The organism is Hydrogenophaga sp. FW305-3-2-15-A-LB1, assembly GCF_058787875.1.
The window spans coordinates 1-13706 of the sequence record NZ_JBYTAE010000089.1; the positions used below are offsets into that span (position 1 = coordinate 1).

Annotated in this window: 15 protein-coding genes; 8 read left to right on the forward strand and 7 right to left on the reverse strand. The window is 69.1% G+C overall.

Annotated features, from left to right (window positions below; genetic code table 11):
• From AC3WPZ_RS23065 to AC3WPZ_RS23100, 8 genes are all read left to right on the forward strand, one after another.
• On the forward strand, nucleotides 1–1007 hold a 1007-nt coding region (locus AC3WPZ_RS23065), incomplete at its 5' end, for an ABC transporter substrate-binding protein (RefSeq protein WP_492441738.1).
• Nucleotides 1008–1013: 6 nt separating this feature from the next.
• The gene (locus AC3WPZ_RS23070) at nucleotides 1014–2024 is read left to right on the forward strand and encodes a fatty acid desaturase family protein (protein ID WP_382323707.1); all 1011 of its coding nucleotides are present in this window, start codon (nucleotides 1014–1016) and stop codon (nucleotides 2022–2024) included.
• Nucleotide 2025: 1 nt separating this feature from the next.
• Nucleotides 2026–2808, forward strand: coding sequence for an SDR family NAD(P)-dependent oxidoreductase (locus AC3WPZ_RS23075; RefSeq protein ID WP_382323706.1), 783 nt, complete (start codon nucleotides 2026–2028; stop codon nucleotides 2806–2808).
• Nucleotides 2805–3554 carry an SDR family NAD(P)-dependent oxidoreductase gene (locus AC3WPZ_RS23080; protein WP_382323705.1) on the forward strand — a complete coding sequence of 250 codons (750 nt, stop codon included), beginning with the start codon at nucleotides 2805–2807 and terminating at the stop codon, nucleotides 3552–3554. The genes AC3WPZ_RS23075 and AC3WPZ_RS23080 overlap by 4 nt, the downstream gene beginning before the upstream one ends.
• Nucleotides 3551–4456, forward strand: coding sequence for a DMT family transporter (locus AC3WPZ_RS23085; protein WP_382323704.1), 906 nt, complete (start codon nucleotides 3551–3553; stop codon nucleotides 4454–4456). Before AC3WPZ_RS23080 ends, AC3WPZ_RS23085 begins: the two co-directional genes overlap by 4 nt.
• Before the next feature lie 4 nt (nucleotides 4457–4460).
• Nucleotides 4461–5240, forward strand: a complete 780-nt coding sequence (locus AC3WPZ_RS23090) for a creatininase (protein ID WP_382323703.1) — start codon at nucleotides 4461–4463, stop codon at nucleotides 5238–5240.
• A complete protein-coding gene (locus AC3WPZ_RS23095; RefSeq protein ID WP_492441740.1) occupies nucleotides 5237–5926 on the forward strand; it encodes a cysteine hydrolase family protein in 690 nt (229 codons plus the stop codon). The genes AC3WPZ_RS23090 and AC3WPZ_RS23095 overlap by 4 nt, the downstream gene beginning before the upstream one ends.
• Nucleotides 5923–6675, forward strand: coding sequence for a hypothetical protein (locus AC3WPZ_RS23100; protein WP_492441742.1), 753 nt, complete (start codon nucleotides 5923–5925; stop codon nucleotides 6673–6675). Before AC3WPZ_RS23095 ends, AC3WPZ_RS23100 begins: the two co-directional genes overlap by 4 nt.
• Nucleotides 6676–6679: 4 nt before the next feature.
• Here the strand turns inward: AC3WPZ_RS23100 and AC3WPZ_RS23105 are convergent, their stop codons facing one another.
• From AC3WPZ_RS23105 to urtD, 7 genes are all read right to left on the reverse strand, one after another.
• Nucleotides 6680–7333 (reverse strand): ANTAR domain-containing response regulator, encoded by a 654-nt coding sequence (locus tag AC3WPZ_RS23105; RefSeq protein WP_382159735.1) that lies wholly within the window; start codon nucleotides 7331–7333, stop codon nucleotides 6680–6682.
• Entirely contained in the window at nucleotides 7333–8487 is a 1155-nt protein-coding gene (locus tag AC3WPZ_RS23110) for a transporter substrate-binding domain-containing protein (RefSeq protein ID WP_382323700.1), read from the reverse strand. The genes AC3WPZ_RS23105 and AC3WPZ_RS23110 overlap by 1 nt, the downstream gene beginning before the upstream one ends.
• 108 nt (nucleotides 8488–8595) lie before the next feature.
• Nucleotides 8596–10299: a nitric oxide reductase activation protein NorD gene (locus tag AC3WPZ_RS23115; protein WP_492441744.1), complete on the reverse strand. Its 1704-nt coding sequence runs from the start codon at nucleotides 10297–10299 to the stop codon at nucleotides 8596–8598.
• Entirely contained in the window at nucleotides 10296–11102 is an 807-nt protein-coding gene (locus tag AC3WPZ_RS23120) for a CbbQ/NirQ/NorQ/GpvN family protein (protein WP_382159744.1), read from the reverse strand. The genes AC3WPZ_RS23115 and AC3WPZ_RS23120 overlap by 4 nt, the downstream gene beginning before the upstream one ends.
• 49 nt (nucleotides 11103–11151) lie before the next feature.
• The gene (locus tag AC3WPZ_RS23125; protein ID WP_291120616.1) at nucleotides 11152–12189 is read right to left on the reverse strand and encodes an aliphatic amidase; all 1038 of its coding nucleotides are present in this window, start codon (nucleotides 12187–12189) and stop codon (nucleotides 11152–11154) included.
• 24 nt (nucleotides 12190–12213) lie between these two features.
• Complete coding sequence (urtE, locus tag AC3WPZ_RS23130; RefSeq protein WP_492441746.1) at nucleotides 12214–12903, reverse strand: urea ABC transporter ATP-binding subunit UrtE; 690 nt, start codon at nucleotides 12901–12903, stop codon at nucleotides 12214–12216.
• Nucleotides 12904–12914: 11 nt separating this feature from the next.
• Nucleotides 12915–13667, reverse strand: coding sequence for an urea ABC transporter ATP-binding protein UrtD (gene urtD / locus AC3WPZ_RS23135; protein WP_382163688.1), 753 nt, complete (start codon nucleotides 13665–13667; stop codon nucleotides 12915–12917).
• Between the last annotated feature and the right edge of the window lie 39 nt (nucleotides 13668–13706).

Sequence of the window (13706 nt, forward strand, 5' to 3'; positions counted from 1 at the left end):
CTGCATCCCCCTCCCGGCGCCACCACTTCCTCAAGCCCGCCCTGGGCCTGGCCCTGTCGCTGGCCACCGCCGGCGCCTTCGCGCAGGCACCCGCCCCGATGAAGATCGCCACCGTGGTGTGGATCGGCTACGGCCCGTTCTACGTGGCCGAAGCGCTGGACCTCTACAAGAAATACAAGCTCAAGGTCTCGCTGCAGGTCTTCAACGACCCCGCGCTGATCCCGGCGGCCATCGCCTCGGGCGCGGTGGACGGCGGCATGCTGACCTACGACCAGGTGGTGGGCCAGGTCGCCGCAGGCCGCGCCATGAAGGTGGTGATGCCCATCGACTACTCCAACGGCGGCGACGCCATCGTGGCCGACGGCAGCATCACCAAGGTGGCCGACTTCAAAGGCAAGAAGATCGGCTACAACCCGCTCTCGCCGAGCGACTTCCTGCTCTCCTACGCGCTCAAGACGGTGAACCTGAGCGAGAAGGACATCACCCCGGTGAGCATGACGCCCGAAGCCGTGCCGGCGGCGATGGCCTCGGGCCAGTTGCCCATCGGCGTGACCTACGAGCCCAGCCTGTCGCAGATCCTCGGCCAGGGCGGCGGCAAGAAGTTCAAGGTGGTGTTCTCCTCGAAGAACGCGCCGGGCCTGATCGCCGACGTGCTGGTGTTCGACGACAAGGTCATCAAGGCCAAACCGGCCGAGATCACCGGCATCATGAAGGCCTACCTGGACGGCATGGCCTACATGAAGGCCAAGCCGGCCGAGGCACACAAGATCATCGGCAAGTTCATGGGCGTGTCCGCCGCGGAGGTGAAGGAACAGCTCACCGGCGTCTACAACATCCCGCTGGCCGAGATGCCCAAGGCCTTCCTGCCCGCGAAGGAAACCACCTCGTACTACGCCAGCGGCGACATCATCGCCCAGCTGCTCAAGGCCAAGGGCCAGATCACCACGATTCCCGCCACCGAAGCCACGTTCGACGCCGGCCTCGTCAAGGCCATGGTCGCGAAGTAAGCCGCCATGACATCGGTGTTCCGCTATGAGGACGGCGTGTGGCCCAACGTGGCCGCCCTCGCCTTCACGCTGCTGGGCTGGCCCGCGGGCATCGTCCTGCTCGGCCAGGCCAACGGCTGGCTCAACGCGCTGGGCGTGCTGCTGGTGGCGCAGACCCTGGTCTGGTCGGCCTACTTCATCCACGAGTTCGCGCACTACGCGATTTTCAAGACACCCCAGGCCAACGAGCGCTGGGGCACGCTCATGAGCTGGATCAACGGCAGCTGCTTCGCCAGCTTCGCCGACCTGCGCCGCAAACACATGCGCCACCACGTGGAGCGCGCCGACGTGATCACCTTCGACGCCCAGGCCTTCCTGCGCGCGCGCCCCGTCATCCGCCGCACGGTGCTCGCGCTGGAGTGGGCGTACATCCCGGCGGTGGAGTTCGTCATGCGCGGCTTCGTGATCGCCATGCCCTTCATGGGCGAGAAGAAAAAAGCCGCGCGCGGCCGCGTGATCGGCATCGCGCTGGTGCGCATCGCCGCCTGGGTGGCGCTGGGCTGGTGGTCGCTCAAGGCGCTGGCGCTCTATGCGCTGGCTTACCTGATCTTCGTCACCGTGCTGCGCTTCGCCGACTGTTTCCAGCACACCTACGACGCCTACCCCATCCTCGACGATGCGCCCATCCCCAAGGACAAGGTGCGCGACCGCGCCTACGAGCAGGCCAACACCTTCAGCGACGTGGTGAGCCTGGACGCGAAATGGCTCAACCTGGTGTGGCTGAACTTCGGCTTCCACAACGCCCACCACGAGCGCCCCACCGCGCCCTGGTACCGCCTGCCGGCCTTCCACCGCGAGCTGTACCCGTCCGATTACGCCCAGGTGGTCACGGTGCGCGAGCTGCTGCGCAGCTTCCACCTCAACCGCGTCAAGCGCGTGCTGGCCAGCAACTACGGCGCGGTGCAGCCACCGGGCACGCCGGGCCGCGCCGATGGCTTCCTCGGTGCCGTCGGTGTGTCGTTCCTGACGGCTGTTTGACATGACCGCTGTTGTCCGCTACGGCCTGGAAGGCAAGACCGTGCTCGTCACCGGCGCGGCCGGCGGCATCGGCAGCGCGCTGGCGCGGGCCTTCGCCGCGCAGGGCGCGCGGCTCATGCTGCTCGACCGGGCCGACACCGCCCTGCCCGCGCTCAGCGCCCAGCTCGACGCCAGCGCCGCCGTGTGCGACCTGGGCGACCCGGCACAGATCGCGCGCATCGCCACCCAGGTGCGCGAGCGCTGGGGCACGCTGGACGTGCTGGTGAACAACGCCGGCACCGAGTACCCCACGCCGCTGGCCGACACCTCGCCCGAGGCCATGGCGCGCTGGTCCGCGCTGCTGGACAACAACGTGGGCTCCATGGTGCGGCTCACGCAGGCCCTGCTGCCGGTGTTGCCGCGTGGCGCGAGCGTGATCAACCAGAGCTCGATCTGGGGCCGCATCGGCGTGGCCGGTTTCTCCGCCTACGCGGCGAGCAAACACGCGGTGGTCGGCCTCACACGCTCGCTCGCGCTGGAACTCGGCCCGCGCGGCATCCGCGTCAACGCGGTCTGCCCCGGCTGGGTGCGCACGGCCGCCGCGCTGCGCTCGCTCGCCACCATGGCACAGGAACAGGGCCGCAGCGAGGCCGAGGTGGAGCGCGAGATCCTCTCGAAACAGGCCCGGCCCGTGATGCTCACGCCAGACGACCTCGCTGGCGTGTTTCTCTTCCTCGCCAGCGAGGGTGCGGCCCCGCTCACCGGCCAGTGCTTGGTGGCCAGCCACGGCGAGGTGATGGCATGAAGCACGCGCTCTCCCTTCAGGGCCGGACCGCGCTGGTCACCGGCGCGGCCACCGGCATCGGCCGCGCCATCGCGATCCTGTTCGCGCAGGCCGGCGCGCGCGTGGTGGTCAACCACCTTGGGCAGGCCGAGGCCGCACTGGCCGTGGTGCAGGCGATTCAACGCGACGGCGGCGAGGCGCTCGCGATCGACGCCGACGTCAGCCGCGCCGACGCGGTGCAGCGCCTCGCGGCCGAAGCGGGCGAAGTCCACATCCTGGTCAACAACGCCGGCATCATCCAGGAGAAGCCCTTTCTCGACACCACCGAAGCCGACTGGGACCGGATGCTCGGCGTCGACCTCAAATCCGTCTTCCTCACCTCGCGCGCCGTGCTGCCGGGCATGGTCGCGCGCGGCAGCGGCGCCATCGTCAACCTCGCGTCCGACCTGGGCATCCTGGGCCGCGAACGGTACGCGCCCTACTGCGCGGCCAAGGCCGGCGTGATCGGGCTCACGCGCTCGCTGGCGCGCGAGTTCGCGCCGCTAGGCATCCGCGTCAACGCCATCGCGCCCGGCCCGGTGAACACCGCCATGGTCTCGCTCGAACACATGAGCCCGGAATGGATCGAGAAGGAACTCGCGATCCCGCAGCACCGCGTGGCCGAGCCCGAGGAGATCGCGGCCACGGCGCTGTTCCTCGCCAGCGACCTCTCTCGCTTCTACTGCGGCCAGGTGCTGGGGCCCAACGGCGGATCGGTGATGCCATGAGCGCAGCGCCATCCGACCGCCTCGCCACCGGCGTGCTGCTGTTCTCGGCCTCGCTCTGGGGCCTGTCGTGGATGCCGCTCAAGTGGTTCATCGCGCAGGGCCTGAGCGGGCCAATGGTCTCGCTGGTCTCCTACGGCGCGGTGGGCCTGTGCGCGCTGGTCTTCATCTGGCGCGAGCGCGCGGCCTGGCGCGCGCACGGGGGCTGGCTGCTCGCGCTGGCGCTGGTGGGCGGCTGGGCCAACACCTCCTTCGTCAACGCCCTCATGGTGGGCGACGTGGTGCGCGTGATGTTCCTGTTCTACCTCTCGCCGGTGTGGTCGGTGCTGGGCGGCTGGCTGTTCCTCAAGGAGCGCATCCCGCCCACGCGCTGGGCCGCGGTGGTCGCGGCCATCGTGGGCCTGTGGCTGGTGCTGGGCGGCCCGGGCGCGGTGGACCTCTCGTTCTCGCTGTCCGATGGGCTCGCGCTCTCCGCCGGCCTGGCCTTCGCGGGCAACAACCTGCTCGCGCGCGCCGCGCAAGGCGTGCCCCTGCAGAGCAAGACCTTCGCGGTCTTCGTCGGTTGCGGCGCCATCTCGCTGGCGGTCACCGCCGCGCTGGGCCAGGGCGTGCCCGCCCTGCCCGCCGGCGTGTGGCTCGCGGTGCTGGCCTACGGCTTCGTGTGGCTGCTGCTGGCCACCGCCACCTGGCAGTTCGGCGTGACGCACCTGGAAAGCAGCCGCGCCGGCGTGATCCTGCTGGCCGAACTGGTGGTGGCCGTGCTCACCGCGCTCTGGTTCGGCGGCGAGACGCTCACGCCCATGGGCTGGGCCGGCGGCACGCTCATTGCCGTGGCCGCGCTGGTGGAAGCCCTGGACAACCGCCCAACCGACCCCCGACCCCAAACCGCCCCGACAGGAGGATGAACCGATGACCGACACCGTGTGGATGAACCAGCTCTCGTGGTTGGACTACCAGGCCCGCGTGACGCAAGACCAGCCGCCCGTGCTCCTGCCCGTGGGCGCGCTCGAACAGCACGGCCCGCACCTGCCCCTGGGCACCGATGGCCTGCTCTCCAGCGCCATCGCCGCCGACACGGCCGCCCTCGTGGGTGGCCTGGTCGCGCCCACGCTGTCGTACGGCTACAAGTCGCAGCCCAAGTGCGGCGGCGGCCAGCACTTCTGCGGCACCACCAGCGTGGACGCCGCCACCCTCATCGGCCAGGTGCGCGACGCGGTGCGCGAGTTCGCGCGCCACGGCCTCACGAAGCTCGTCATCGTCAACGGCCACTACGAGAACCAGTGGTTCCTGATCGAGGGCATCGACCTGGGCCTGCGCGACCTCGGCCTCGGCGCGAAGCTGCAGGTGATGCGCCTGGAGTACTGGGACTTCATGACGCCCGACACCCTGGGCGATGTGTTCCCCGATGGCTTCCCCGGCTTCGCGCTGGAACACGCCGCCGTGCTGGAGACCTCGATGATGCTGCACTACCACCCCAACCTCGTGCGCATGGACCTGCTGCCCGACGACGGCCCGGCCGACTTCCCGCCCTACGAGATGTACCCGCCGCGCACCGACTGGGTGCCCGCTTCTGGCGTGCTCTCCTCCGCCAAAGGCTCGGACGCGGTGAAAGGCAAGCGGCTCGCCGACGAAGTGGCCCGCCGCATGGCCGAGGCCGTGCGCACCGGTTTCGAAAGGCCCGCGCCATGAGCACCACCGCGCTCATCGTGATCGACATGCAACGCGACTTCTGCAGCCCGGGGGGCTATGCCGACACCGCCGGCATGGACGTGCAGCGCTTGCGCGAACCGATCGCCAACATCCAGCAACTGCTGGCCGCCGCGCGCGCCAAGGGCCTGCTGGTGGTGCACACGCGCGAAGGCCACCTGCCCGACCTGAGCGACTGCCCGCCCGCCAAGCTCGCGCGCAGCACCGCCGCGGGCGCGGCCATCGGCAGCCAGGGTCCGCTGGGCCGGCTGCTGGTGCGCGGCGAACAGGGCCACGATTTCGTGGACGCGCTCCAACCGGCCCCCGGCGAATTCGTGGTCGACAAACCCGGCTACGGCGCCTTCCACCAGACGCGCCTGACGCAACTGCTCGCCGCGCACGGCGTGGACCGGCTCATCCTCTGCGGCGTGACCACCGAGGTCTGCGTGCACTCCACGCTGCGCGAAGCGGTGGACCGCGGCTTTGCCTGCACCACCGTGGGCGACGCCACCGCCGCCAGCAACCCCGCGCTGCAGGCGCCCGCGCTGGCCATGATCGACGTGGAAGGCGGCATCTTCGGCCGTGTGCGCAGCACCGCCGAGGTGGTGGCCGAACTCGCCGACAGCGCGCCCGCGCGCGACCGCGTCACCACCTGGGTGCAAGCCTTCAACGCAGCCGGCCACCCATGAGCCACCCGACCATCCCCGATCGCTACCACGGCGTGTGGCAACGCACCCTGCTCGAAACACCCGAAGGCCGCGACACCACCAGCTGGGTGCATTGGCTGCAGACCGGCCTGTGGCACGGCGACCTGCGCGTGCCCGCCGATGCCGAGCGCGCCACGCCCGCCGGCCGCGCGCAGCAGCAGGGCTTTGCCGGCACCACCACCATCACCCGCCCCGACCCCGCCTTGCCCGAGGTCTGCACCTGGCAAAGGACCATCGACTTCCAGCCCCCGCGCAGCACGCCCGACGCGGGCCACATGGTGTTCGAGACCCCGGAGCGCGTGATCGAGACCGGCATCCACGGCAGCTACCTCGAGGTGTGGGAGCGCCTGCCCGGCTCGGTGGGGCGGCGCATCGCGCTGGCCGCACTGGACGCGGCCGGCGAACCCACCGCCGAGCGCCTGCTGCTCAGTGGGCGCTACCTCATGCACCTGCGGCCGCGCGAGGCCGCCTGGCCCGCCGACACCGCGCCCGACGACACCCTGACCCAGGTGGTGCAACGCCATGCGGCCGAGGCCGAGGCGCTGCTGGACTTCCAGATCACGTTCGGCACCTGGGACGAGGGCGTGTGGGCGGTGGAGCGCGCCACACGGCCGGCACTCGAAGGCCAGGCCTGGCCCTGCATCTTGGGCCGCGCGGGCGACGCCGAAGCGACCCTGGCCTGTGAAGGACTGCCACCACGCTGGCGCGTGCTGGAGTGGCACCTGCCGTGAGGGCCTATTCCGATCGGGGATGGCGAGGCGGCAGCGACACGGACAACAACTCGTGGGCCTCCACGATCGCCATCGCCACCTCTTCGGTCGTGGTCCGCTTGGCCATGGCCTGGTCGCGGATCAGGTCGTAGGCCTCGGTTTCCGAGACGTGGTGGCTCTTCATCAGGATGGCCTTGGCATCGGCGATGTGCCGCACGCCGAGCAGTTTGGCCTCCACCTTCTTGAGGCGCCGCGCCAGCGCGCGGTTCACCTTGTGGCTCTCGCGGGCCAGCACCAGCGCGGAGAGCAGGCCGAACGAGCGCACCGGCGAGGGCAGCACGGCTTTCGCTTCGAGGCCCAGCACCACCTCCACGATGGTCGGGTTCTCGTAGTTGACCACCGCGATCACCGTCGGCGCGTCCTCGGCGTGGGCCCAGTCCATGTTGAGGTTGAGGATCTCGGGGCGCACCGCGAGAAACACCACGTCCACATCCTTGCCGATGGACTGCACGGGCGGCCAGAAGGCCTGCACCTTGCAGCCGATGCGTTGCAGCTGTTGCGTGAGCTGGCGGCCGTCCGAGTCGTCCGGGTGGATGACCGCCACGGTCAGCGTGCGAAGTTCCTTGAGCTGCTGGGGCGTGGCCCGCAGCGCGCGTGGAGGCTCCGCGCGGTCGACCATCAAGACTCCAGGGTGTCCAGGCGGGCGGCCCAGTCGCCCAGCGAGTGGGTGACGAGGTAGGGATCGGGGTACACCGACCTTCTCGCCTGGCGGACGATGGTGAACTGGCTCTCGGCGTTCACGCGGCCGATGCGCGGGTACAGGCAGGTGTGGTGGTTGTTGGGGTCGATGCGCACGCGGCCCTGCGGCGCGTCGAACTCGCTGCCCAGCACGTGCGGCATGAGCTCGGCGATGTCGTCGCTGCGCGACTGGCGCATGGCATTGGCGAAGATGTGCATCTGGAAGTACGAGGCCTCCCAGCACAGGTTGGGCACGCAGCTCTCGCCCAGGCGGCGGCGCAGGCTTTGCAGGCAGCGCTGGTTGGCGGCGGATTCGATCGACTGGAAGTAAGGCGCCGAGGTGTAGTGCCCGGTGGCCAGGCCTTTCTCCATCTGCGAGATTTCCGCTTCGGAGGTCGTGAGGCTGCCGATGGGCATGGTCTTCGGATCGAAGCCGGCATCGGCATAGGCGCGGTACAGGGCGGCGGTGGAGTCCCCGACCACGGTGGAGAAGATGAAGTCGGGCCGCTTGTGGCGGATGTCGTCCATGATGTCCGCGAAGTCCTTCTCGGTGGCGTCCAGCGCCACATAGCGTTCGGCCAGCTTCTCGCTGCCCTGGCGCTGCATCACCAGCTCGCCCATGATGCGGTTGGACTCGTAGGGATAGATGTAGTCCGAGCCGATGAGGTAGACGCGCGCACCGAAATTGGCCGTCATGAATTCGGCCAGCTGCACGCTGTTCTGGTTCGGCGCCGCGCCGGTGTAGATGACGTTGGCCGAGTACTCGAAGCCCTCGTACAGCGTGGGATAGAACAGCAGCTTGTTCCACTTTTCGATGACGGGGATCACGGCCTTGCGGCTGCTGGACATGTAGCAGCCGAAGATGACGTTGACCTTGTCCTGCAGGATCAGTTGTTCGGCCAGCTGGGCGTAGCGCTGCGGGTTGGACTGGGCGTCGTGGTGCACCGGCACCAGCTCGCGGCCGTTGATGCCCCCGGCATCGTTGATTTCGTCGATGGCCAGCAGGGCGCCATGCAACTGCGACAGGCCGATGGTGGAGGTGACACCGGTGGAGGAGAACAGCACGCCGACGCGCACGGGATCGCGGTCAACCATGGCACACCCTGGATGCGGTCGGCGCCGCGATGTGGGGACGAACGGGGGTCTTCAGGGGCATGGGCAGGGCCGTGAACAGCAGGGGATGGGTGCCAGGCGGTGCGGCCGTCATCCGGCGGCCAGCCTCACATAGGCTCTCTGCAACTGTACCGGAAGGTGGCTCGGATCGGCCGCGATCCCATGGTCGCGCCAGCCGAAAATCCGGCGCACGTAATGGTCGGCCGCGGCATCGACCGCCAGGCAGAAAGTGCGGATGCCGGCTCGGTGCGCCTGCTGCACCGCCATGCGCGCGTCCTCCACCAGGTAGTCGGGTTCGAACACGTCCACGTCGGAAGGCGCGCCATCGGTGACCACCAGCAGGCCGCGATGGCGCCCGGGCTGGGTCTGCAGATGGGCCGTGGCCTGGCGCAAGGCCGCGCCCAGGCGGGTCGAGTGCCGGGCCGGCACCGAGGCCAGGCGGTCGCGGGCGGCGCCGTCGAGCGGGTCGTCCCATTCGAGCAGGCGGTAGTAGCTCACCTCGGCGCGCGTGTTGGAGTTGAAGCCATGGATGGCCACGCGGTCCTGCGTGTGCACCGTGGCTTCGGCCAACAGGAAGGCGGCCTGCTTTTCGATGTCCAGCAGCGAGGCGCCGCGCGCGCCCGAGGGGTCGTTGGTGGACTCGGACAAATCGAGCAGCACCAGGATGCGGGAGGTGCCCGCCTCGCGGCCCGGGCGCATGAACAGCCGAGGCTCGGGTTGCAGGTCGAGGCGGCGGTCCACCAGCACCTCGATGGCCGCGTTGAGATCGATGTCTTCACCCTCCCACTGCCGGCGCAGGCGCTGGCGGCGGCTGAGGCGGCGCACGCGGTGCAGCGACACCGGGCTGAAGCTGTGGGACAAGGCGGGCTGCGCGCGGGCGAGCGCGGTGGGCGCCAGGGCCGGCAGCTTCTCGATCACGGTGCACCAGTCCCGTCGCCACAGCGCCAGCCGGTGGTGCCATTCGGCGTGCAGGGTGCGGCCCAGCTCCACCTCGGCCGGTTCGCGCGCGGGCTGCGTCCCGTCGCTGGCCTGTGGGGGCGGTGCGGCCGCGCGCGCCGGGGCCGAGCGGGGCGCGGCAATGGCCTGCTGTTCGTCCTGCTCGTTGTCGTCGTGCTGCCACAGGATGCTGTGGTCGTCGCGGTAGGGCGACGGCACGACGTGGTGCTGGGGATCGAAACGCACCCGCATCTGCCCCAGGTCGTTCGCCAGGATGGAGGCGATCGCGCGGAACGCCGGGGCGTCGCCCAGGCCGTGGCGGGTCTGCGTTTCCTCGAACAGCCGGCGGGCCTTGTTCACCCAGTGGTTGTCGTCCGCGTAACCCGGGTCGGCCAGCGCGCGGTCCATGCGGGCCAGCAGCGCTTCGAAGCTGAAGTTCCCGGCCTCGGGCACGGGGGCGAGGTGATCGAGGAACCAGCCGCTCACACCGGGGTAGCGCCGGGCCAGCAGCCGCTCCACGCGCGCGTCCTCGACGGCGGACACCACGGCCTGGCTCATGGGCTTGAGCAGGCGGGCGGGCTGCCGCAGCGGCGAGTACAGCAAGTGCGCCACGGCGTGGGCCACGCTGGCGCGGTAGAGCCCGCCGGCCGGCGCGGCCGCGTCCTCCAGCGCCTGTCGGCTGAGCAGCACCTGCTCGCGCGTGAGGATGGTGCGGCGCGCGCGAGGGCCGGCGCTGGCCTCGGCCACCGACAGCGGCCCGCCCAGCAGGCCCGAACCGAGCCAGGCCAGCGAGGGCAGCAGGCCGTCGATCGCGTCGACATCCGGTGGGAGCACGTGCGCCGGCAGGTCGCTCTTCATCCGAATTGCGCCTTCACGAAATCGCGGATGGCCTGCGCCATGTCGGGGTCGTCCGTCAGCGCGCGCACCAGGGTCATCTCGCAGCTCTGCGTGGGGGTGAGTCCGTCGCGCACCAGCACGCCCGCGTAGATGAGCACCCGGGTGGAGGCGCCTTCGTCCAGCCCGCGCTGCTTGAGGGCGCGCGTGCACTGCGCGATGGTGACGAGCTGGCGGGCCAGCGCGGCGTCGATGCCCGCTTCCTGCGCGACGATGGCGACCTCGGTCTCGGTGTCGGGGTAGTCGAATTCCAGGGCCGCGAAGCGCTGTCGGGTGGAGGCTTTCATGTCCTTCGCGCTGCTCTGGTAGCCCGGGTTGTAGGAGACCACCAGCTGGAAGTCCGGGTGGGCCTGGATGACCTCGCCCTTCTTGTCCAGCGGCAGGATGCGCCGCGCATCGGTGAGCGGGTGGATGACCACCGTGGTGTCCTGGCGGGCTTCCACCACCTCGTCGAGGTAGCAGATGCCGCCATGGCGCACCGCGAGGGTCAGCGGCCCGTCGTGCCAGGCGGTACCCTGGGCGTCGAGCAGGTAGCGCCCGACCAGGTCGGAGGCGGTCATGTCCTCGTTGCAGGCCAGGGTGACCAGGGGGCGCTGCAGCTTCCAGGCCATGTACTCGACGAAGCGCGTCTTGCCGCAACCGGTGGGCCCCTTGAGCATCAGCGGCAGGCGGTGCCGGTACGCCCGCTCGTAGCATTCGATCTCCTCGCCCGAAGGCTGGTAGAACGGTTCGGAGCGGATGAGATGGTCGTCCAGGGGTGACTGCATGGAACGGGGTCCTCCGGTGCGGAACAAGGCGCGGTTGGGGGTGACGGGCTCAGCGGTGTTTCGTCTCTTCGTTCGGAATGCCTTCCATCGGGCACTCGGCGGTGCCGACGGTGGTGCGCGTGAACGACTCGACCATCTCGCGCGTGGCCTCGGGGTCGTTGACCCACTTGGCGTAGAAGTTGTACGGGCAGGCGGCCACGCCCTTGTCCCCGTCGCCCGAGTTGATGAGGCCGGTGTAGCCGCGGTGCACGAGCTTGAACAGATGGTTCTGCGACTGGCCGTTCTTGCGCGCGTCGCGGATCAGGCTCTTGGACAGCTCGGCGTACTGGATGCCCATTTCCTCTTCGCCGCATTCGCCCAGCGTGCGGCCGTCGAAGCCGATCACGGCGGAGTGGCCGAAGTAGGAGTACACGCCGTCGAAACCGGTGGCGTTGGCCACAGCCACGTACGAGTTGTTCATGAAGGCCATGGTCTTGGCCACCATGATCTGCTGTTCCTTCGCCGGGTACATGTAGCCCTGGCAGCGGATGATGAGTTCGGCGCCCTTCATCGCGCAATCGCGCCAGATCTCGGGGTAGTTGCCGTCGTCGCAGATGATCAGGCTCATCTTCATGCCCTTGGGGCCTTCGCTCACGTAGGTGCAGTCGCCCGGGTACCAGCCCTCGATGGGCACCCACGGCATGATCTTGCGGTACTTCTGCACGATCTCGCCCTTGTTGTTCATCAGGATGAGCGTGTTGTAGGGCGCCTTGTTGGGGTGCTCCTCGTGGCGCTCGCCGGTGAGCGAGAACACGCCCCAGACGTTGGCGCGGCGGCAGGCGTCGGCGAAGATCTCCGTCTCGGCACCGGGAATCGTGGAGGCGGTTTCGTACATCTCCTTGGCGTCGTACATGATCCCGTGGGTGGAATACTCCGGGAAGATCACCAGGTCCATGCCCGGCAGGCCTTTCTTCATGCCCACCAGCATGTCGCCGATCTTGCGGGCGTTGGCCAGCACCTCGGCCTTGGTGTGCAGGCTGGGCATCTTGTAGTTGACGACGGCCACGCCGACGCAATCGTTGCTGCTGGAAATGTCACCATGTCGCATGAAAGACTCCTTGGGGGGTTGACGTCAGACGGTCAGGAAGGACTTGACCTTTTCCTGATCCAGATGGGCACGGGCTTCTTCGTGCACGATGCGCCCTCGGTCGATGACCAGGAACCGGTCGGCGAGATCGAGGGCAAAACTGAGCACCTGCTCCGACACGACGACAGCAAAGCCGCGTTCCCGCCGGAGCACGTTGAGGGTCTGGGCCAGCTCCTTGATGATGGAAGGCTGGATGCCTTCGGTGGGCTCATCGAGGATCAGCACCTTGGGCTCGGAGATGAGCGCGCGCGCGATGGCGAGCATCTGCTGCTGGCCGCCCGAGAGGTTGCCCGCCTTGCGGTGCTTCATCTCCTTGAGCACCGGGAAGAAGCGGTGGATGTAGTCGGGCACCTCGCGGTGGCCCGAATGCTCGGCGCCCGAGAGGATGTTCTGCTCCACCGTGAGGAACGGAAACACCATGCGCCCCTGGGGCACGAAGGCCAGGCCGTGCTGCACGCGGCGGTGGCTGGGCAGGCCCTGGAGGGCGCGGCCATCGAGCTGGATGTCGCCCGAGCGCGTGGGCAACAGGCCGATGAGGGACTTGAGCAGGGTGGTCTTGCCCATGCCGTTGCGCCCCATGATGGCCACCGACTCGCGCGCCTGCACCTGGAACGAGATGTCGTGGATCACGTGCGACTCGCCGTAACACACGTTCAGCCGGGAGATGTCGAACATGGGGTGCCTCCTCAGTGGCCGAGATAGACGTCGATGACGCGGGGGTCGGCCTGCACCTGGGCGGCGCTGCCTTCGCTCAGCAGCCGGCCCTGGTGCAGCACCGTGACGCGGTGGGCGATGCGCTTGACGAAGTCCATGTCGTGCTCGATCACCACCACCGAGCGGCCGCTGGCGATGCGGCTGAGCAGGTCACCGGTCTGCTCGCGTTCGCGCGGGCTCATGCCGGCCACCGGTTCATCCAGCAGCAACAGGGTGGGCTCCTGCATCAGCAACATGCCGATTTCCAGCCACTGCTTCTGGCCGTGGCTGAGCAGGCCGGCGCGGTGGCCCAGGCGATCGATCAGGAAGACCTGCTCGGCCATGGCCTTCACGCGTTCCACGATGGCGCCGCTGCGCCGGAACGTGAGGGACTGGAACAGGCCATGCATGCGGGGCAGGGAGATCTCCAGGTTCTCGAAGACCGTGAGGTCTTCGTAGACCGAGGGCGTCTGGAACTTGCGGCCCACGCCGAGGCGCACGATCTGGTGTTCGCTCAGGCGGGTGAGGTCCCGCCCTTCGAACAGCACGCGGCCGGCGGTGGGCCGGGTCTTGCCGCAGATCATGTCGAGCAGCGTGGTCTTGCCCGCGCCGTTGGGACCGATGATGACGCGCAGCTCGTTGCGCTCCACCGCCAGGCTCAGGTCGTTCACGGCCTTGAAGCCATCGAAGGAGACGGTGAGGTTCTCGACCTGCAGCACGTGGTCGCGGGTTTGAGAGGGGGTCATGGAAGACAGGGCGTGGGTGGGAACGTGCATGGCAAGTTG